This window comes from Amycolatopsis japonica (assembly GCF_000732925.1).
GTDB lineage: Bacteria > Actinomycetota > Actinomycetes > Mycobacteriales > Pseudonocardiaceae > Amycolatopsis > Amycolatopsis japonica.
This window is the reverse complement of sequence record NZ_CP008953.1, coordinates 5,933,383-5,952,755: the sequence shown is the minus strand read 5'-3', so window position 1 is coordinate 5,952,755 and position 19,373 is coordinate 5,933,383. Positions and strand designations below refer to the sequence as shown.

General features: G+C 70.2%; 16 protein-coding genes. 12 read left to right on the top strand and 4 right to left on the bottom strand.

All coding sequences use genetic code 11. The features are described 5' to 3' along the window. Positions 1 to 95: 95 nt before the first annotated feature. Entirely contained in the window at positions 96 to 1,109 is a 1,014-nt protein-coding gene (locus AJAP_RS27475) for an aminotransferase class V-fold PLP-dependent enzyme (protein ID WP_148311576.1), read from the top strand. A gap of 88 nt (positions 1,110 to 1,197) precedes the next feature. Further along, on the top strand, positions 1,198 to 1,818 hold the full coding sequence (locus AJAP_RS27470) for a hypothetical protein (protein ID WP_038516614.1): 621 nt from the start codon (positions 1,198 to 1,200) through the stop codon (positions 1,816 to 1,818). 96 nt (positions 1,819 to 1,914) lie between these two features. Here AJAP_RS27470 and AJAP_RS27465 read toward each other — a convergent pair whose 3' ends face one another. Next, positions 1,915 to 2,844, bottom strand: a complete 930-nt coding sequence (locus tag AJAP_RS27465) for a ferritin-like domain-containing protein (RefSeq protein WP_038516611.1) — start codon at positions 2,842 to 2,844, stop codon at positions 1,915 to 1,917. A 135-nt stretch (positions 2,845 to 2,979) separates the two neighbouring features. Between AJAP_RS27465 and rimP the strand changes: the two genes are divergently transcribed. The 7 genes from rimP (at position 2,980) to AJAP_RS27430 (ending at position 9,755) form a co-directional block, all read left to right on the top strand. Beyond that, positions 2,980 to 3,519, top strand: a complete 540-nt coding sequence (gene rimP, locus AJAP_RS27460) for a ribosome maturation factor RimP (protein ID WP_037343048.1) — start codon at positions 2,980 to 2,982, stop codon at positions 3,517 to 3,519. Then, on the top strand, positions 3,516 to 4,556 hold the full coding sequence (gene nusA, locus AJAP_RS27455; RefSeq protein ID WP_038516608.1) for a transcription termination factor NusA: 1,041 nt from the start codon (positions 3,516 to 3,518) through the stop codon (positions 4,554 to 4,556). Before rimP ends, nusA begins: the two co-directional genes overlap by 4 nt. A gap of 23 nt (positions 4,557 to 4,579) precedes the next feature. Continuing rightward, a complete protein-coding gene (locus tag AJAP_RS27450) occupies positions 4,580 to 4,882 on the top strand; it encodes a YlxR family protein (protein WP_051972600.1) in 303 nt (100 codons plus the stop codon). A gap of 145 nt (positions 4,883 to 5,027) precedes the next feature. Further along, positions 5,028 to 8,036: a translation initiation factor IF-2 gene (gene infB / locus AJAP_RS27445; protein WP_038516604.1), complete on the top strand. Its 3,009-nt coding sequence runs from the start codon at positions 5,028 to 5,030 to the stop codon at positions 8,034 to 8,036. A 73-nt stretch (positions 8,037 to 8,109) separates the two neighbouring features. Beyond that, positions 8,110 to 8,403 (top strand): DUF503 domain-containing protein, encoded by a 294-nt coding sequence (locus tag AJAP_RS27440; protein WP_016332602.1) that lies wholly within the window; start codon positions 8,110 to 8,112, stop codon positions 8,401 to 8,403. Positions 8,404 to 8,431: 28 nt separating this feature from the next. After that, a complete protein-coding gene (gene rbfA, locus AJAP_RS27435; protein ID WP_007029396.1) occupies positions 8,432 to 8,908 on the top strand; it encodes a 30S ribosome-binding factor RbfA in 477 nt (158 codons plus the stop codon). 16 nt (positions 8,909 to 8,924) lie between these two features. Beyond that, positions 8,925 to 9,755: an alpha/beta hydrolase gene (locus AJAP_RS27430; RefSeq protein WP_038516602.1), complete on the top strand. Its 831-nt coding sequence runs from the start codon at positions 8,925 to 8,927 to the stop codon at positions 9,753 to 9,755. A 230-nt stretch (positions 9,756 to 9,985) separates the two neighbouring features. On the opposite strand, the gene AJAP_RS27425 is transcribed toward AJAP_RS27430, so the two are convergent. After that, positions 9,986 to 11,029, bottom strand: a complete 1,044-nt coding sequence (locus AJAP_RS27425; protein WP_038516598.1) for a TRM11 family SAM-dependent methyltransferase — start codon at positions 11,027 to 11,029, stop codon at positions 9,986 to 9,988. Between the two features lie 40 nt (positions 11,030 to 11,069). Between AJAP_RS27425 and AJAP_RS27420 the strand changes: the two genes are divergently transcribed. Together AJAP_RS27420 and AJAP_RS27415 are read left to right on the top strand one after the other, a co-directional pair. Beyond that, positions 11,070 to 12,065, top strand: a complete 996-nt coding sequence (locus AJAP_RS27420; RefSeq protein WP_084098357.1) for a DHH family phosphoesterase — start codon at positions 11,070 to 11,072, stop codon at positions 12,063 to 12,065. A 48-nt stretch (positions 12,066 to 12,113) separates the two neighbouring features. Next, the gene (locus AJAP_RS27415) at positions 12,114 to 13,265 is read left to right on the top strand and encodes a preprotein translocase subunit SecY (RefSeq protein ID WP_038516592.1); all 1,152 of its coding nucleotides are present in this window, start codon (positions 12,114 to 12,116) and stop codon (positions 13,263 to 13,265) included. A gap of 5 nt (positions 13,266 to 13,270) precedes the next feature. On the opposite strand, the gene AJAP_RS44135 is transcribed toward AJAP_RS27415, so the two are convergent. Then, positions 13,271 to 14,584, bottom strand: coding sequence for an FG-GAP repeat domain-containing protein (locus tag AJAP_RS44135; protein WP_228694593.1), 1,314 nt, complete (start codon positions 14,582 to 14,584; stop codon positions 13,271 to 13,273). A gap of 64 nt (positions 14,585 to 14,648) precedes the next feature. Then, the gene (locus AJAP_RS42575) at positions 14,649 to 15,899 is read right to left on the bottom strand and encodes an FG-GAP repeat domain-containing protein (protein ID WP_158509804.1); all 1,251 of its coding nucleotides are present in this window, start codon (positions 15,897 to 15,899) and stop codon (positions 14,649 to 14,651) included. 178 nt (positions 15,900 to 16,077) lie between these two features. Between AJAP_RS42575 and AJAP_RS27400 the strand changes: the two genes are divergently transcribed. Further along, a complete protein-coding gene (locus AJAP_RS27400) occupies positions 16,078 to 19,110 on the top strand; it encodes an AfsR/SARP family transcriptional regulator (RefSeq protein WP_038516589.1) in 3,033 nt (1,010 codons plus the stop codon). Positions 19,111 to 19,373: the final 263 nt, after the last annotated feature.

The following is a 19,373-nucleotide window of genomic DNA, read 5'->3' as shown; positions in this document are numbered from 1 at the left end:
GGCGCCAAGGCCGGTCAGTGGGTGTCGGGGGAAGCGCTCCGACCAAGGATGGGCGAAGTTCGATGAAAGCGCAGGTAGGGGCCATGGACTCTGTTATGGGAAGTGGCCAATTCGCCGTCCCGCCCGGTTATCTGAACACGCCCAGCATCGGTATCCCACCGTCGCACGTGGCCGACGCGGTGGCGGAGGCGGTCGAACGGTGGCGGCGCGGCGAGGCCCGCCCGACCGACTTCGACGAGCCCGTCGCGCGGACCAGGGCGGGCTTCGGCGCGCTGATCGGCGTCCCCGCGGAGCGGGTCGCGATCGGGGCGTCCGTCTCACAGCTGATCGCGAACGTGGCCGCCGGCCTGCCCGACGGCGCCAGCGTCCTGGTCGCCGAGAACGACTTCACGAGCGTCACCTTCCCCTTCGCAGCTCAAGCGCACCGCGGGGTGAAGGTCACCGAAGTCCCGCTGGCCGAGTTGACCGAGCGCGTCGAAGGGCACGACCTCGTCGCGGTCAGCGTCGTCCAGTCGGCGGACGGCGCCCAGGTCGACCTAGCCGCGCTCCGGGCCGCGGCCGAGGCGGCGGGTGCGGCGGTCCTGCTCGACGCCACCCAGGCCGCCGGATGGCGGCCGCTGGACCTCGGCTGGGCCGACTGGGTGGTCGCCGCGGGCTACAAATGGCTGCTCGCGCCGCGCGGGGCGGCCTGGCTGGCCGTGCATCCGCGGGTGCTGGAGCGGGCCGTGCCGGTCGCCGCGAACTGGTACGCGGGCGAAGACCGCTGGCAGACCGTCTACGGGCTCCCGCTGCGCCTGGCGGAGGGCGCCCGGTCGCTCGACCTGTCCCCGGCCTGGCTCGCGTTCGTCGGCGCCGCCGCCTCTCTCGACTACCTCGCGTCCTTGGATCTCGAAGCCGTCCGCGCGCACTGCGTGGGCCTCGCCGACTCACTCCTCGAAGCGATCGGCTCACCCGGTCAGGGGAGTGCGATCGTCTCGCTCGACGCCGACGCCCGCCGGGTGGCGGAAGCGGGCATCGTGGCCGGTACCCGGGCCGGAAGGCAGCGATTCGGCTTCCATCTCTACAACACGGCTGACGACGTGGAACGGGTGATAAGCACGTTCAGGTGAACCGCCGGGAGCGCGTGAACTACCGTATGTTCCCGTGGTTGGTGCGCAATTTACCCCGGGACCGACGGAAACGGCCCGGCTTCAGCCGGTGCGACCGGCAGGGCCGGGCGGGCCGCCGTCGGCGCCGAAGCCGCCGAGGGACACCAAGGCCCTGGCGCTCAAGGGCGGCGGGCTGGTCGCCATCGCGGTCGTCTCGGCCCTGCTCTGGTGGCTGATCCGCCACGAGCCGGAGCCGACGCCGGTCGCGGACCCGCCGTCGAAGACCGGCCAGTTCCAGTACACGCTGGTCGAAGGCCCGCAGGTCACCACCGACTGCGCGAGCAAGGCCTACGGCGACACCAAGAAGTTCTTCACCGACACGCCGTGCACGCGCCTGTCGCGGGCGCTGTACACGACCGAGACCGGCGGGAAGAAGGCGCTGGTGTCGGTCGTCCTGGTCACCATGCCCGGCGAGGTCACCGCGACCCAGCTCAAGGCGCTGACCGACAAGGACGGCACGGGCAACGTGTCCGACCTGGTGCGCGACGGGACCTTCAAGGCGCAGGGCGCCCCGAAGATCTCGGGCCAGGACGCGGCCTACGACTCCCACGTCACCGGGCCCGAGGTGGCCATCGTGCTGGCCGGCTTCTACGACAAGCAGAAGGACAAGCCGGTGCTGGAGCGGATCGCGACCGACGCCCTGCGGCTCTCGGGCGACCTGCGCCGCTGACCGGGATCCCCGCCTCTGGATGCTAGGAAAGGACCGTTCCTTGCAAATTTTGCAAGGAACGGTCCTTTCCTAGCGTTTGAAGGGACGCGAAGAGCCTCAGGCCGACTGGCCCGGCATCGCGATCGCCACCGGTTTCGCGCCGAACTCGGCCCGCCAGGCGGTACCCCGCCGCGCAGACCCGATCAGCGCGTTCAGCGCGGTCGTCCGCAAGGCGGCGTCATCGGTGCGGTCGAGCACGCCGAGCCAGGCCGCGGACGCGTCCGATTCGGCGGTCGCCACCAGCTCCATCGCCGAGTTCGCCTCGGTCACCGGCCTCGGCGGCACGTACGCGGCCTCCGGCCCGGTGGGCGTCTGTCCCGCCGCGGAAAGCATGCGTTCGCAGACGTCGCGGCGTTTGACGTGCTCGGCCGTACCCCGCGACACCGCGCCGCTGAACGCCGCGGGCAGGTACGCGCTGACCAGCCCGTACACCCAGATCGCCGCGTGTTCGGCGGCCAACGCCTGCTGGACGGCCTCCGCCGCCTCACCGCCGAGCTGGACCCCGGCGGGCACCTCGACGGCTCCGGCGTCGTCGCCGCGGCCGAGCTTCTCCGAACTCTGTTGCAGCGCCGCGCAGCCCGCCGCGATCGAGGCGACCATCCCGGCGCGGTAGCGAGGCAGCGTGGGCACGAGACCTTCGGCCTGTTTACGGGCCACGGCGAGCCGTTCCTTGAGGCCGTCCAGCGACGACGGCGGCGGTGTCGCCGCCGGACCCGGCTGGTCCGGCTTCGGGCGGTTGAGCCGGTCCACCTCGGTCTTGAGCGCCGCCGCGTGCGCGGCCCGCGCGGTGGCGACCGCTTCGCCCTCGGCGCCCAGCGCCTTCGCACCGGCCGCGTCGGTCTCCGCCGCGCGCAGCAGCGGGCCCAGCGGGTCGGGGGTTTCGTCGAAGCCGGGGGAGCAGGCGGACGCCAGCGGCACGGCCAGCGCGGCCAGCGCCCCCATCCGCAGGAAAGTGCGACGGCTCGGCTCTGTCGATCTTCCGGTCACGCCGCCCCATCCTGCCAGTACCCCGCGCGGGGCCGCCGCTCGCGCGTCACGCGGGGGTGACCGGATAAGCTGGTCCACTACCGAACCCGGATCCACGCCGCCGGGTCGCCCACAGCCGAACAGGAGCGCTCCACCGTGCCCAACGACCTCGCCAGCAGGCTGGAGCCCATCGTGGCCGAAGCCGTCAAGGCCGCGGGTTTCGACCTCGATTCCTTCGAGGTCCAGCAGGCAGGCCGCCGTCAGCTGGTCAAGGTCGTCGTCGACGGGGACGACGGCGTCGGGCTGGACGAAGTGGCGGGCGTCAGCCGCGCGGTCTCCGCCGCGCTCGACGAGAACGAGCACGTGATCGCGAGCGCGTACACGCTCGAAGTCACTTCGCCGGGCCTGGACCGGCCGCTGACCGTGCAGCGGCACTGGCGGCGCGCGAAGTTCCGTCTCGTCAAGGTCACCCCGGCCGAAGGCGCGGCGTTCATCGGCCGGGTCGGGCACGCGGGGGAGAAATCCGCGCGCGTGCTCGTGGACGGCGAGATCCGGGACGTCTCTTACGCCTCGGTGACCAAGGCGGTCATCGAGATCGAGTTCAAGCAACCACCTGCCGAGGACCTGAAACTGTTGGAAACCGATGCGTCGGCCCTGAACGCCGCCACCACGGAGCCGAAGGAGGAGCCGAAGTGAACGTCGACATCGCCGCGCTGCGCGCGATCGAACGGGACAAGGACATCCCCTTCGAGACGGTGATCGAAGCGATCGAAACCGCGCTGCTCACCGCGTACAAGCACACCGAGGGCCACCAGCCGCACGCCAGGATCGACATCGATCGCAAGAGCGGGCTGGTGCGCGTCCTCGCGCACACCCTCACCCCGGACGGCCAGACCGACGAGGAATGGGACGACACCCCCGAAGGCTTCGGGCGGATCGCCGCGACCACCGCGCGGCAGGTCATCCTGCAGCGTCTTCGCGACGCCGAGCACGAGAAGACCTTCGGCGAGTTCTCCGCCAAGGAGAACGAGCTCGTCGCAGGCGTGGTGCAGCGCGACGCCCGCGCCAACGCCCGCGGCATGGTCGTCATCCAGGTCGGCGACATCGAAGGCGTGCTGCCCGCGATCGAGCAGGTGCCCGGCGAGACCTACGAGCACGGCGACCGGATCAAGGCCTACGTCGTCACCGTCTCGCGCGGCAACCGCGGCCCGCAGATCACGCTGTCGCGTTCGCACCCGAAGCTGGTGCACAAGCTGTTCGCCCTCGAGGTCCCCGAGATCGCCGACGGCACGGTCGAGATCGCCGCCGTCGCGCGGGAACCGGGACACCGGACCAAGATCGCGGTCCGCTCGACGGTGCCCGGCGTCAACGCCAAGGGTGCCTGCATCGGCCCGGTCGGCGCGCGTGTGCGCAACGTGATGAGCGAACTGGCGGGCGAGAAGATCGACATCATCGACTTCTCCGAAGACCCGGCGAAGTTCGTCGGGAATGCGCTGTCGCCCGCGAAGGTTGTGTCGGTGAAGGTCGTCGACGAGCGGGCCAAGACCGCTCGCGTCGTCGTGCCGGACTTCCAGCTTTCGCTCGCGATCGGCAAGGAGGGGCAGAACGCCCGCCTCGCCGCCCGGCTCACCGGCTGGCGGATCGACATCCGCAGCGACGCCGCCCCTGAGCAGGGTGACGAAGCACACGCCGGGCAGCCGCGGCCCGCCGCGGCAACCGGTTCGGCTGAGTGAAGGTCGAAGCGCTAGACTTACGAGTGGTTCAGAGCCCGCGGCCGGGAACCGACCTCCAGCATGACCGGGAAGCCCCGGTTCGCACCTGTGTGGGTTGCCGTAAGCGGGCCTTGATCGGCGAGTTGCTGCGAGTGGTCGCGGCGGACGGTCGGTTGGTCGTCGACGAACGTCGGCGGCTGCCGGGCCGGGGTGCCTGGTTGCACCCCGTGCCGGACTGTCTGGCCAAGGCCGAGCGGCGCAGGGCGTTCCCCCGAGCACTTCGTGTTCCGGGGTCGCTCGACGCCCAGGGTGTCCACGAACGCCTGGAGCGGCACGCCGAAGGCTAAAGGGCGCCGGGACATCCCCGGTGCCGGATGGAATCAGGAAGCAGGTCGACCCGTCATGAGTCAGCCGTGAAGCTGAATCAATGAACGCGCGACAATAGGACGAGGTCTGCGGGTCTGCCGCCGGCCTCCCCAGATGAGGAGAGCTGTGCCAGGCAAGGCCCGAGTACATGAGCTCGCGAAAGAGCTCGGCATCACCAGCAAGGAAGTTCTCGCCAAGTTGAAGGACCAGGGCGAGTTCGTGAAGTCCGCGTCGTCGACCGTCGAGGCACCCGTGGCCCGGCGTCTTCGTGACGCTTATTCGTCCAAGGACGGCCAGAGCAAGAAGCCCGTCCCGACTCCCGGCCCGCGCCCGCCGGCGAAGCCCGCTGCCCCGGCTCCGGCCGCGAAGCCCGCTCAGCCCGCGCCCGCGGCGAAGACCGAGGCTCCGGCCGCCCCCGCGGCGTCCGCCCAGGCCCCGTCGGCTCCGGCTCCGGCCCAGCAGCCGTCCCGGCCTTCCACCCCGGGAGCCCGCCCGGGCCCGCGCCCCGGCCCCCGGCCGCCGGCGCCGAAGGAAGAGGTCGCTCCGGCGGCGAAGGCCGCTCCGGCCGAGCCGAAGAAGGAGACCCCGGCGGCACCGGCCACCCCGCCCGCGTCCCAGACGCCGTCGCAGGGTTCGGTCGTGCCGCCCAAGCCGCAGGGCCCCAAGCCCGGCGGTCCGAAGCCCGGCCCGCGCACCCCGCGCGTCGGCAACAACCCGTTCGGTGTGGGTTCCGGTTCCCCGGCCCCGCGTCCGTCCGGCCCCCGTCCCGGTGGCGGCCAGCAGGGCGGCGACAACCGTCCGCCGCGTCCCGGTGGTGGCCAGGGCGGCGACCGTCCGGCTCCCCGTCCCGGTGGCGGCGCGCCCGGCGGTAACCGGCCGAGCCCGGGCAACATGCCCCCGCGCCCGAACCCCGGCATGATGCCGGGCCGCCCGGCCCGTCCGGCCGGTGGTCCCGGTGGCGGCCGTGGTGGCCCCGGTGGCGGAGCCCGTGGTGGCCCCGGCGGCGGCGCTCGTGGCGGTCCCGGTGGCGGCGGCGGAGGCTTCCGCGGCGGTCCCGGTGGTGGCGGCGGCGGTGGCGGTTTCCGTCCCGGCGGCGGTGGCGGCGGTTTCCGTCCCGGTGGCGGTGGCCCCGGTGGCGGCGGCGGTGCCCCGGCCGGTGGCGGCGGTTTCCGTGGCGGCGGCGGTCGTGGCGGCCCCGGTGGCCGTGGTGGTACCGCGGGTGCCTTCGGGCGTCCCGGTGGTCCCTCGCGCAAGGGCCGCAAGTCGAAGCGGCAGAAGCGCCAGGAGTACATGGACAACATGCAGGCGCCCAGCGTCGGTGGTGTCCGTCTGCCCAAGGGGCAGGGCGAGACGATCCGCCTGCCGCGTGGTGCCTCGCTGACCGACTTCGCCGAGAAGATCGACGCCAACCCGGCTTCGCTGGTGCAGGTGCTCTTCCACCTCGGCGAGATGGTCACCGCGACGCAGTCGGTGTCCGACGACATCCTGGAACTGCTCGGCGGCGAAATGAACTACAACGTTCAGGTCGTCAGTCCCGAGGAAGAGGACCGGGAGCTGCTGGAGACCTTCGACATCACCTACGGCGAAGACGCGGGTGAGGAAGAGGATCTGCAGGTCCGTCCGCCGGTCGTGACCATCATGGGTCACGTCGACCACGGTAAGACCCGCCTGCTCGACACGATCCGCAAGACGAAGGTGCGCGAAGGTGAAGCCGGTGGCATCACCCAGCACATCGGCGCCTACCAGATCGAGACCGAGCTCGAAGGCAACCCGCGTCTGATCACCTTCATCGACACCCCGGGTCACGAGGCGTTCACCGCCATGCGTGCCCGTGGTGCCAACTCGACCGACATCGCGGTGATCGTGGTGGCGGCCGACGACGGTGTGATGCCGCAGACGGTCGAGGCGATCAACCACGCGCAGGCCGCCAAGGCGCCGATCGTGGTCGCGATCAACAAGATCGACAAGGAAGGCGCGAACCCGGACAAGATCCGGCAGCAGCTGACCGAGTACGGCCTGGTCGCCGAGGAGTACGGCGGCGACACGATGTTCGTCGAGATCTCCGCGCGGCAGAACATCAACATCGACGGCCTGCTCGAGGCGATCCTGCTGACCGCCGACGCCGCGCTGGACCTCCGGGCCAACCCGGACATGGAGGCCCAGGGTGTCGCGATCGAGGCCCACCTCGACCGCGGCCGCGGCCCGGTGGCCACGGTGCTGGTCCAGCGAGGCACGCTGCGCGTCGGTGACTCGGTCGTGGCGGGTGACGCCTACGGCCGCGTCCGCCGGATGGTCGACGAGCACAACGTCGACGTCACCGAGGCGTACCCGTCGCGTCCCGTCCAGGTCATCGGGTTCACCTCGGTGCCGGGTGCGGGCGACACCTTCCTGGTGGTCGACGAGGACCGCGTCGCCCGGCAGATCGCCGAGCGCCGCTCCGCCCGGACGCGCAACGCCCTCAACGCGTCGCGTCGCAAGCGGGTCAGCCTCGAGGACCTCGACTCCGCCTTGAAGGAGACGAACAGCCTCAACCTGATCATCAAGGGTGACAACTCCGGTACCGTCGAGGCGCTCGAAGCCTCGCTGGTGCAGCTCGAGGTCGGCGACGACGTCGAACTCAACGTCGTGCACCGCGGTGTCGGTGGCGTCACCGAGTCCGACATCGACCTGGCGACCGCGTCCGACGCGATCGTCCTGGGCTTCAACGTCCGTGCGCAGGGCAAGGCGACCGAGCGGGCCACCCGCGAAGGCGTCGACGTCCGGTACTACACGGTCATCTACCAGGCGATCGAGGAGATCGAGCAGGCTCTGAAGGGCATGCTCAAGCCGGAGTACGAAGAGGTCGAGCTCGGCAAGGCGGAGATCCGCGACGTCTTCAAGTCGTCGAAGATCGGCACCATCGCCGGTTGTCTCGTCGTCTCGGGCGAGATCCGCCGCAACGCGCGGGCCCGTCTGCTCCGCGACGCGACCGTCATCGCCGAGAACCTGCCGATCAGCTCGCTGCGGCGGTTCAAGGACGACGTGGTCGAGGTTCGCGACGGGTACGAGTGTGGTCTGACGCTGGGGTCGTACAGCGACCTCAAGGTCGGCGACATCATCGAGACCTACGAGCAGCGCGAAAAGCCGCGTGCGTAAGTGACACGGGCGGCGCTCCTCCGCATCTGGGCGGGGGAGCGCCGCTTCACTTCGAAACAACCCAGAACCCCACATGTTCGTAGGAGCTCTTGAGCTCGACATCCTGCTGGGCGACGTCCATTCGCTCAAGCAGAAGCGATCCGTGATCAAACCGGTGCTGGCCGAGGTGCGCAGGCGTTTCGACGTCTCCGTCGCCGAAGCGGGCCATCAAGACCTGCACCGGCGCGCGCTGATCGGTGTGGCCGTGGTCGCGGCGAGTGGCGAGCACGTTCGTGACGTGCTCGACTCGTGTGAGCGCCTCGTGGCCGGGAGGCCGGAGTTCGAACTGCTCTCCAGCCATCGCCGGCTGCTCGGCCCGGATGACTAAAGAAGATCTTTCGAGGAGACGAAATCCCATGGCCGACCCCGCTCGGGCTCGTAAGCTCGCCAAGCGGATCTCACAGATCGTCGCGCACGCGATCGAGCACGACATCAAGGATCCGCGGCTCAACCACGTGACGATCACCGACACGAAGATCACGGCGGATCTGCACGACGCCACGGTCTACTACACGGTGCTCGGCGAAAACCTGGAGTCCACGCCCGACCACGCCGGTGCCGCCGCGGCGCTCGAATCCGCCCGTGGCGTCCTGCGCACGAAGGTCGGTCAGGGCACCGGAGTCCGCTACACTCCGACGCTGGCCTTCGTGGCCGACAGTATTCCTGAGGACGCCAAGCGCATCGAAGACCTTCTCGCGAAGGCGCGGGAAGCGGATGCCGAGGTCGCCCGGCGGGCCACTGGTGCGCAGCACGCCGGCGAAGCCGACCCGTACAAGCCGCCGCGGGAAGAGGCCGAAGACGATGAGTTCGCCGACGAGGAGACCCGTCGCTGAGGGACCGGACCACGCCGTGAGCCGGCGTGGTCTCCTGCTGGGAGCCGCGGCTCTCGGCGGCTCGGCGCTGATTTCCGCTTGCGGCGCCGAGAAACCACCCCTGGTGGGGCCGCCGCCGGTGGCCCCACCGACCACGCCGACGCCGCTCACCGAAGCGGTCACGGTGCAGAAGATGCGGTCGGCGGCGCGGAACCGCGACGTCAACCTCGTCATCATCGCGCCGGACGGCGTGTCCCGGGTCGGGATGCCGGTCTGCGTCGCCCTGCACGGGCGCGGCGCGGACGCCCGGACGTTCCTGAACCTGGGCGTGCAGGACGCGCTGAACCGGGCCGTCGCGTCCGGGCTGCCCGGTTTCGCGGTGGCCGCCGTCGACGGGGACAACTACTGGGTGGACGTCGGCAAGGACGACGACCCGCAGCGGATGCTGTCCGACGAGCTGCCCGGCTGGCTCGCCCAGCGCCAGCTGCGGCCGCCGTCGGCGATGTTCGGGATCTCGATGGGCGGATTCGGCGCACTGCGCTACGCCCGCGACCACAAGAACCTCAAGGCCGTCGCCGTCGCCAGCGCGGCGCTGTTCGTGAGCTGGCCCGATGCCAAGTCCCGCAAGGTCTTCGAGGATCGCGCGCAGTGGGAATCGCATGAGCCGCTGCTGCACACCGGCGACCTTTCCGCCGAAGTGACCGGCGTGTGGTGCGGGAATTCGGATCCCTTCGCCCGCGCCGACCGCAAACTCATCAAGGCACTGGACCCCGCCGTCGCGAAGATGACCCCAGGCGCGCACAACGACGACTATTGGCGCGAGATCATGCCCGACGTGCTGAAGTTCGTGGGGGACCGCATCGCCTGACCCCGCGTTTAGTCCTCTGAATGCGGTAGTGCGCGATGCCAACCACCGCATTCAGAGGACGAAATGCGGGCGGGGCAGGCGACACCTCGTGCCATGAAAGGTCCTTTCCTTGCAAAATTTGCCAGGAAAGGACCTTTCATGGCGTTGGTGAGCGCGACCTTTCGCGACAGGCCACGGAGGTAGTGCGCGATGCCGACCACCGCATTCAGAGGACGAAACGCGGGAGGGGGCTAGAGGGGTTTCGCGGCGACGATCAGGTCTCGCACGATCGCCTGGTCCACCCGATGGGCGAAGCCGGCGTACGGGCCGTCCTCGCGGACCTCCAGGCCCGCCTTGTCCAGGATCGCGGCGAGTTCCTCGCGCGGCGCGACGTTGGTGTTCCACGAGATGCCGAGCGCGCCGCCCGGGCGCAGCACCCGCGTCCACACCGGGACCGCGGCCGCGAGCAGATCGCGTGGGCTGCGCGCGAGCGACGCGTCCTGGGTGCGGTGGCTGCCGTGCTGCACGCCGTACGGGGCGTCGGTGACGATGAGGTCCACCGAGTTCGGCCGCAGCAGTTCGTCGGTGGTGAGCGTGTCGCAGTTGAGGTAGGTCAGCCGGCGCACTTCGCCCGCCTTGTACCGCTCCTTGGTGATCCCGAAGCCGATGTCGAGCCGCCTGCCCAGCCGGACCTTGTTGCGGCGCACCTGACCGGATTCGGCGCTGTGCTTGATCCGCTTCTGCTTCAGCCAGGTCTTGACGAACATCTCGTAGGCGTCGAAATCCTTGCCGTCGACGTCGAGCCCGGTGGCGTCGAAGCCGTACATCATCGCCTGGTTCAGCGTGGTGCCGCGGCCGCAGAGCGGGTCGAGCAGGTGCAGCGGCTCGTCCAGCATCGCGGCCGGCTCCGCCCTCGACAGCAGCGTGACGTTGACGAGGAGTTTGGTGAACAGCTCGTTCGTCTTGCCCGGGTACTTCTGGATGGTCAGCAGATCCGAGTCGAAGTTCGCGAGCGGGCTGATCGTCACCGGCTTCAGGACGCCGTCGCCGAGTTCGAACAGCGCGTACAGCGCCGAAAGGTTCGACAGGAGCGCGAGATCGCGTTCGCTCAGCGGGGCGGGCGTGGTGAAGGTGAGGTAGCCGACGCCGCCGAGTTCCGTCTCGCCGATCTCGGAGATCTCGGTCTCCAAAGCGGACAGGCCGAACACCGCCAGCTCCGCGCGCAGGAGGGCCGGGGTGGAGTCGGTGTAGACCCGGTTGGCGGACGGGTAGACCAGGATCGCGTACTCGGACATCCGGTAGAGCGTAGCTTGACTGATTGTGACAGCCACTCCAGTGCCGAACCTGAAGGAAGCCGCCGCCCTCCTGGCGCGCGCCACCGACGTGACCCTGCTCGGCCACGTCCGCCCGGACGCCGACGCGCTCGGCAGCGCGCTGGCGCTGGGCCGGGCGCTTCAGCTGCGCGGCGTCAAGGTCCGCGTCTCCGTCGGCGAGCCCGAGGAGATGCCCGAAACCCTGCGGAGCCTGGACGTCGGCGGGCTCTACGTCCCGGCGAGCGAGCTACCGGAGAGCGAACGGCTGCTGGTCGCGCTCGACACGCCCACGCCGGGCAGGCTCGGGAAACTCGCGCCGCGGGTGGACACGGTCCGCGCGGCGGGTGGCGACGTCCTGGTGATCGACCACCACGCGTCCAACGTCTTCTACGGCACGCACCACGTCGTCGACGACACCGCCGAAGCCACCGCGGTCCTCGTCTTCGCGTTGCTGGAGGAGCTCGGCACCGCGATCGACGAGCCGATCGCGCGCTGCCTGTACGCGGGGCTGGTCACGGACACGAGCGGGTTCCGCCGGGCCCGGCCCTCCACCCATCTGATGGCCGCGAAGCTGCTCGAAGCCGGTGTCGACCCGGACAAGGTGGTCCGCGAGATCGTCGACGACCACCCGTTCGCGTGGCTGCCGATGCTTTCGGAGGTCCTCGCGGGCGCCCGGCTCGAACCGGACGAGGCTCGCGGCTTCGGCCTCGCGCACGCGGTCGTGACGCTCGACGTCGCGCGGTCCGTCCGTGCCGAAGAGGTCGAAGCCGTCGTCGACGTCGTCCGGTCCACTCGCGAGGCCGGCGTCGCGGTGGTGCTCAAGGAGGCCGAGCCGATCGGGCCACAGCGGCGGTGGACGGTCTCGCTCCGTTCGGCGGGTGGCGTCGACGTGTCGGCCGCGGCCGGGGAACTGGGCGGCGGAGGACATCGCCAGGCGGCCGGGTGCACCGCGGAGGGCACGCCCGACGAGGTGCTCGGCAAGCTCAGGGAGGCCCTGTCGAGGGCGCCGCTGCTCTGACGAACGGTGTCATCGTAATTTCATCGGTGGTTCCTAACGTGAGCCACGATGAACGACAGAACCTCCCTCCGCCACCGGATCCTGGTCACGCTGGGCGTGATCGTGGTGTTCCGGCTGGGCCAGAGCCTGCCAACGCCCCAGCCGGCCCGTCTGCCGCTGAGCGATCAGTCGTGGCGTTGGATCCTCGACCTTGTCACCGGCGGTCGCCTTGCCACGGTGTTCGGGTTCGGTGTCCTTCCCTGCCTGGTCGCCCCGTTCGTCCTGCGAGCACTGATCGTCCTGATCCCGCGGCTGGCGGCGCTCCGGGCGGAAGGTGAAGCAGGCGCCCGGGTGCTGACGCGGTACCGGCGACGGCTCGTCGTCGTGCTCGGCCTGCTGGGTGCCGTCGGCTTGGTCGTGTCCGGCGCCCAGGACGTTCTGGGCGGAGCCGTGACGGTGGCGTGCCTGACCGCGGGTACCGCGGTGGTCCTTCGGCTGACCGAGCTGATCACCGACCAGGGTTTCGGTGACGGCGTCCGGATCCTGCTGCTCGCGCAGGTCCTGGCGGTGCTGCCGTCGGAGTTCCTGCGCCTGTACGAAAAGACGGCCTGGGCCGCCGTCGTGGTCATGGCCGTGGTGACGCTGTCGGTCACCGTGATCACGATCGTCGTCGCGCAGGGGCAGCGCCGCGTTCCGGTGCAGTACGCGAAGCGGATGATCGGCAGGCGCGCGTTCGGCGGGACGCCGTCCTACATTCCCCTTCGCTTCCCCCAAGCGAACAGCCCGGCCGTGCTCGCCGCGGTCCTGCTGTGGGTCCTTCCCTTCGGTCTGGGAGGTCCTTGGTGGATCGCGGTCTACTTCGTCCTCGTCTGTCTCTTCGCCTTCGTCAGGGCGGCCGTGGCACAGGACATGGACAAGGTGGCGGGCGAGCTGGTGCGGGTAGGCGGTTTCGTCCCCGGGATCCGGCCGGGGAACTGGACCGCCGAGTACCTCGATCACGTGAACCGCCGGATCATCGCCTTCGGGGCGTTCAGCCTGGGAGTGGTCGCGCTGCTCCCGGTCGCCGGTCTGGCACTGCTGGGCGTCACCCCGGCGACGCTGTTCGTCGCCGGGGTGACCCTGCAGGTGGTGCTCGTCTTCCTGGTCGGTGTCTCGCTCGACACCACGCGGCAGATCGAATCGCTGCGCCAGCAGCGGCGGTACCAACCGTTCCTCCGCTGACCGTTTCAGAAGTGCGGGAGCCACCCGCCGCCGAGAGCGTCGGCAGGACCGAACTTGTTGCCGCCCTTGCCGTTCCACAGATACAGCGTGCCGCTGGTCTTGTTGATGGCGCCGATGTCGCTGTGGCCGTCCTTGTTGACGTCGCCGAGGGACATGAGGGTGGCGTGGTAGTCACCCCAGCCGCTTCCGACGGCGTCGGCGGCGCCGAACTTGTTGCTTCCCTTCCCGTTCCAGATGTAGAGCGTGTTGCCGTCCCGCACCGCCGCCAGATCGGTTTTGCCGTCGTCGTTGAAGTCGCCCGCGATGGGTGCGGTGAAGGGTTCCCAGCCGCCGCCGATGGTGTCGGCGGGGGTGAAGTGGTTGTTGCCCTTGCCGTTCCAGATGTAGAGCGTGCCGTCCTTGACCGCGGAGAGGTCGCTGATGCCGTCGTTGTTGAAGTCTCCGGCGACGGGTGCGGTGAAGGGTTCCCAGCCGCTTCCGACGGCGTCGGCGGCGCCGAATTTGTTGCCGCCCTTGCCGTTCCAGACGTAGAGCGTGCCGTTCTTCACCGCGGCGAGGTCGGTTTTGCCGTCCTTGTTGAAATCACCGGCGGCGGGCCGGGTGAAGCCTTCCCAGCCGCCACCCACGGGGTCTGCGGTGCCGAAGTTGTTGCTGCCTTTGCCGTTCCAGATGGTCAGGGTGCCGGTTCCGGTGGCGTAGATGTCGCCGACGCCGTTGCCGTCGAAGTCACCGCCGTCCGTGGTCGAGCGCTGCCACAGCGCGCTGACGATCTTCTGCGCGTCACCGGCTTCGGTCTGGTAGCGGTCCGGGTAGGCCGAGACCTGCACCGCCTGGCACACCTCGCCGATCGGCGCCGAGCTCCAGGACCCGTTCGGGTACACCCGCACCATCTTGTCGAGGAAGGCGTTGGTGGCCCAGACGGGGTTGAGCCGGTTCGTCGCGCTGCCCCAGGACGCGCGTTGCTGGAACAGGCCGAGGCTGTCGTGATCGACCTCCTCGCTGATGTTCTGGAGACTCGTCTCGACGATCACCGTGGCGATGGCGATGGCCGCGGCTCTCTGGCTCAGCCCGCGATCGCGGACGGCGTCGACGACCATGCGGGCGCACGACATCCGGTACGCGGTCAGGTATCCCCGCATCTTCGCGGTCAGGGTGCCGTTCAGCTGCGTGGCCAGGGCGGCGTCGCCGCTGGTCGTGCCCGAGCGGTCGCACGGGGCCGTCGCGTAGGCGGCGGTCACCAAGCCGGCCGGTTCCTCTTCGGCCTGCGCGACGGGGGACAGGGCGGTGATCGCGAAGACGGTCAGGGCTGCCGTGGTCACACGGCGGGTGAAGTTCTTCGACACTGGTCGACCCTCCTAGGTCGTGGGGTGGGGACGGAACCGGTCAGAAGTGGGGGAGCCAGCCGCCACCCAGGGCGTCGGCCGGGCCGAATTTGTTGCCGCCCTTGCCGTTCCACAGGTAGAGGGTGCCGCTGGTCTTGTTGATGGCGCCGAGGTCGGAGTGGCCGTCCTTGTCGACGTCGCCGAGGGACATCAGGGTCGCTTGGTAGTCGCCCCAGCCACCGCCGAGAGCGTCGACGGCACCGAACTTGTTGCCGCCCTTGCCGTTCCAGATATGGAGGGTGCCGTCCTTGACGGCGGCGAGGTCGGTTTTGCCGTCGTTGTCGAAGTCGCCCGCGATGGGTGCGGTGAAGGGTTCCCAGCCGCCGCCGATGGTGTCGGCGGGGGTGAAGTGGTTGTTGCCTTTGCCGTTCCAGATGTAGAGCGTCCCCTCTTTGACCGCGGAGAGGTCGCTGATGCCGTCGTTGTTGAAGTCTCCGGCGACGGGTGCGGTGAAGGGTTCCCAGCCGCTTCCGACGGCGTCGGCGGCGCCGAATTTGTTGCCGCCCTTGCCGTTCCAGACGTAGAGCGTGCCGTTCTTCACCGCGGCGAGGTCGGTTTTGCCGTCCTTGTTGAAATCACCGGCGGCGGGCCGGGTGAAGCCTTCCCAGCCGCCACCCACGGGGTCTGCGGTGCCGAAGTTGTTGCTGCCTTTGCCGTTCCAAATGGTCAACGTGCCGGTTCCGGTGGCGTAGATGTCGCCGACGCCGTTGCCGTCGAAGTCCCCGCCGTCGAGGGACTTTTCGATGACCTTGTCGTAGCGGATGCCGCGGTAGGTGGTCATCTCCGACCAGGAGTTGGTGTTGTGGTTGGTCTTCTGGCCGTAGTCGTTCTCGGAGTAGACCCAGGCACCCGCCGAGTGGTTCTTGGGGTCGACCCACTTCTCGAACAGTTCGATGTGACCGTTCTTGAGCAGTGCGTCACCGGGCAGCAGATCGTGCAGGCTCGGCAGCCAGGACTTGTGCGAGTAGGACTCGAAGTCGCCGGTGTTGAGGTCCCAGCCGTCGGACTTCTTGGGCAGATGCCAGGCCATCGCGACGAGGCCGGAGCAGTCGGGCCGGTACTTGCCGCCGGTGCCGTCGGAGATCGCGTCCGCCTGGTTCTGGCTGTACCAGGTGTCGCCCCGGTCGTACCAGTACTTGGCACGGGCGATGATCTCGGCGCGCGTGATCACGCCGCCCACTGTGGACGCCGCACTCGCCTCGTTCCGCGTGCCGAACGTGAGCAAGCCTGCGACGAGGGTCACGAGGACCATGACCGCGGAGGCGAACCGTACCGCTCTGGGAGAACCGGAGCTGTTCATGACGACCTTTCCTGAGCATGATGTGGAGTGGACGACACAGAGGCTCCGGGAGGCCGCTGTAGCCACGCTTCAACGCGGGCTACAGCGAGAGGGGCGCGCTGTAGCTGGATCCGCTCTGGGGGAGGGACGGATGAGGTTTTCTCTGCTCGGGCCGATGGAGGTGGCGGGCCCGTCGGGGCCGATCGCGCTCCCGGGGGTCAAACCGCGCACGCTGCTCGCCGCGCTGCTGCTGGGCTCCGGCCGGACGGTGCCCGCCGAACGGCTGATCGGCGTGATCTGGGGCGAGGAGCCGCCCACGACCGCCCGCGCGGTGGTGCAGACGTATGTCGCGACGCTGCGCCGGACGTTCGACACGGCGGGCTTGCCGCAGGTCATCGTGTCCGATCGCAACGGCTACCGCGCCGACGTCGCCGAGGACACCCTCGACGTGCGGATGTTCGAGCGGCTGGTGGAACGGGGACGGCAGGCCGCGCAGAGCGGCGACCACACCGAGGCGGCGGATCTCTTCCGCACCGGCCTCGCCCTGTGGCGGGGCCCCGCGCTCGGCGGGATCGGGGAGTCGTTCCTGCGCGCCGAAGCGACCAGGCTGGACGAGCTGCGGCTGACCGTCACCGAGGAACGGGTCGACGCGGACCTGGCGGCGGGACAGGGGCCGCGGCTGCTCGCGGAACTCACCGAACTGGTCGCCCTGCATCCCACGCGGGAGCGGCTGCGCGGCGGGCTCATGGTCGCGTTGTACCGGTCCGGACGGCAGGCCGAAGCGCTGGAAACCTACGAACGCGGCCGGAAGGTGCTGGCCGACGAGCTGGGCATCGATCCCGGCCCGGAGCTGCGCCGGGTGCACGAGTCGATCCTGCGGTCCGACACCGCCCTGCTCCCGGCCGTCGCTTCCCGCACGCCGCGGCAGCTGCCGTCGCCGCCGCCCGACTTCACCGGGCGGGCGCCCGAACTCGCGGCGCTGCGCGCGACCTTGGTGCGGCCGGGCGGGATGCCGGTCGCCGTCGTCTCCGGCGCGGGCGGTGTGGGCAAGTCCACTTTGGCGCACCGGGTCGCGCACGAGATCGCCGAGCACTTCCCCGACGGGCAACTGCACCTCGAACTCCACGGCTCCACCGACAGCCCCGCGACCGCCGAAGAGGTACTCGGCCGTGTCCTGCGCGACTTCGATCCCGCGACCACGCCGCCCGGCTCCCTCGACGAGCGCGTCGCCCGCTACCGGACGGTGCTCGCCGGTACCCGCACGCTCGTCGTGCTCGACGACGCCGCGAACGAGGCCCAGGTCCGGCCGCTGCTGCCCGGCGGCCCGGGATGCGCGGTGGTCGTCACGTCGCGCAACCGGCTTCCCGCGCTGGCGGGCGCGACGTTCTGCGAACTGGGGGTGCTGCCCGCGGACGCCGCGCTCGACCTGCTCACCCGCATCGTCGGGGCCGAGCGCGCGAGCATCGAGCCAGCCTCGGCCGCCGAGATCACCGAGCTGTGCGGGCAGTTGCCGCTCGCGATCCGCGTCGCCGGCGCACGGCTGGTGTCCCGGCGGCAATGGTCGTTGTCCCGGCTGGCGAACCGGCTGGCCCAGGAACAGCGCCGCCTCGACGAACTGGTGGTCGGCGACCAGGAGGTGCGGGCCAGTATCAACCTGAGCTACACACTCCTGCCCAAGGCGGCGCGGACCGCGTTGCGACGGCTGGGTTTGCTCGGTCTCGCGCATTTCCCCGCGTGGGTCGCCGCGGCGGCGATGGAGGCCGACCCGGACGACGCGGAGCAGGTGCTCGAAGACCTCGTCGACGTGTCGCTGCTCGAAGTCGACGGCGTGGATCCCTTGGGACTCATGCGTTACCGGCTGCACGACCTCGTCCGGCTGTTCGCGCTGGAACGCGCCGTCGAGGAGGAGCCCGCCGCGGACCGGGCGGCCACCGTCGAGCGGGTGCTGGGTGCCTGGATCTGGCTGGTCGACCGGATCAACGAGACCCTGCCGCCGGTCGTGCCGTCGATCCAGGGCACCTCCCGGCTGGGCCGTCCCGTCGCCGAGGAGATCGCGCGGCGGGTCGTGGCCAGGCCGTACGAATGGTTCCGCGCCGAGGAGGAGGCGATGACCACCGCCGTCGAACTGGCGGCGGCGCTGGACCTGGTCGACATCGCGGTCGGGCTCTCGTCGGCCTTGTGCGGCACCGCGTTCGGCGGGCACAACCGGGTGCTCGACGATTCGCTCGGCTCCTGGCGCCGCACCCACGACGCGGCGCTCACCGCCGCCCGCCGCACCGAAAACGCCTTGGGTGAGGCGACTTTGCTGGCGGGGCTCGGGCAGCTGTACTACGAACACGACGACTTCCCCCGGTCCCGCGCGCATCTGAGCCAGGCGCTGTCGATGTTCCGCGCCGCGGGCGACGTCCGCGGCGAGGCCGCCACCCTCGCCGCGCTCGGCGCCGCCTGCCGAGAGCAGGGCTACCTGCCCGAGGCGGTGCACTTCCTCGATCGAGCCGGGCGGATGTGGTCCGAACTGGACGATCCGGGGGCGATGGGCCACGTCCACCGGCTGGCCGGCACGGTGCGGCTGGAGCTCGGCGAATACCCGGGAGCGCTGACCGCGCTGACCGAGGCGCGCGCGTCGTTCGCGGCGGCGGGCTCGCGGCGCGGCGAGGGACTGACCTTGCGCAGCCTGTCGCTGTATCACCGGGCCCGTGGCGAGTGGGCCGAAGCCGAGGGGTTCGCGCGTGCCGCGCTCGCGGTGTTCGAGGGCACCGAAGACCGGATGCTGGCCGCGTATTCCGAACGCGCGCTGGCCAAGGCGTTGCTGCGGCGCGGGGATTCGGTCGCGGCGCGGCGGCTGGCGGACAACGCGCTGGAGGTCTGCCGTGAACTCGGCGATGCCTTCGGCCACGCGTGCACGCTCCGCGTCGTCGGGGAGGTGCATCTCGCGGAAGGCCGGTTGTACCAAGCGAAAGACTGCCTGGAGGACTCGCTCCGGCGGTGGACCGACCTGCGCGCCGAACTGTTCCGGGCACGGACCCTGCGCACGCTCGCGGAGGTCCACGACGCGCTCGGCGACGTGCCTGCCGGGGAGCGGATGACTGCGGAGGCGTGCGAGATCTTCCGGACCTACGGTGCTCGGGAGTATCAGGAACTCTCCGCTGTAACCGGGGTGTCTTGTCGGGTGGCAAGTCCGTGAAGGCCTCCTTGAGGGACCCAGAGTCCCTCAAGGAGGCCTTCACGGACCGGCTCTCGGTGGCGATCAGCAGGGTGAAGGGGACTTTCCCCTCATTGCATGAGCGGAAAGTCCCCTTCACCCCGGTCTTGCGGTCCTTGTGGGTGGCGGAGTCCCGGGAAGTGTTGCGAAAGTGGCTTTCACAACATCCGGAGCCGGCACGCCGAGTGGCGGCGCTCCAACCCTTTGCCCTACCTCCGCTGTAACCGGGTTACAGCGTTCCTGAA

What these genes read in the sequence shown, in the direction of transcription:
- AJAP_RS27475 (WP_148311576.1), top strand. Translation starts at nt 96, where the DNA reads ATGGGAAGTGGCCAATTCGCCGTCCCGCCCGGTTATCTGAACACGCCC.
- AJAP_RS27440 (WP_016332602.1), top strand. Translation starts at nt 8,110, where the DNA reads ATGTTCGTAGGAGCTCTTGAGCTCGACATCCTGCTGGGCGACGTCCAT.
- rbfA (WP_007029396.1), top strand. Translation starts at nt 8,432, where the DNA reads ATGGCCGACCCCGCTCGGGCTCGTAAGCTCGCCAAGCGGATCTCACAG.
- AJAP_RS27425 (WP_038516598.1), bottom strand. Translation starts at nt 11,029, where the DNA reads ATGTCCGAGTACGCGATCCTGGTCTACCCGTCCGCCAACCGGGTCTAC.
- AJAP_RS27415 (WP_038516592.1), top strand. Translation starts at nt 12,114, where the DNA reads ATGAACGACAGAACCTCCCTCCGCCACCGGATCCTGGTCACGCTGGGC.
- AJAP_RS42575 (WP_158509804.1), bottom strand. Translation starts at nt 15,899, where the DNA reads ATGGTCCTCGTGACCCTCGTCGCAGGCTTGCTCACGTTCGGCACGCGG.
- AJAP_RS27400 (WP_038516589.1), top strand. Translation starts at nt 16,078, where the DNA reads ATGAGGTTTTCTCTGCTCGGGCCGATGGAGGTGGCGGGCCCGTCGGGG.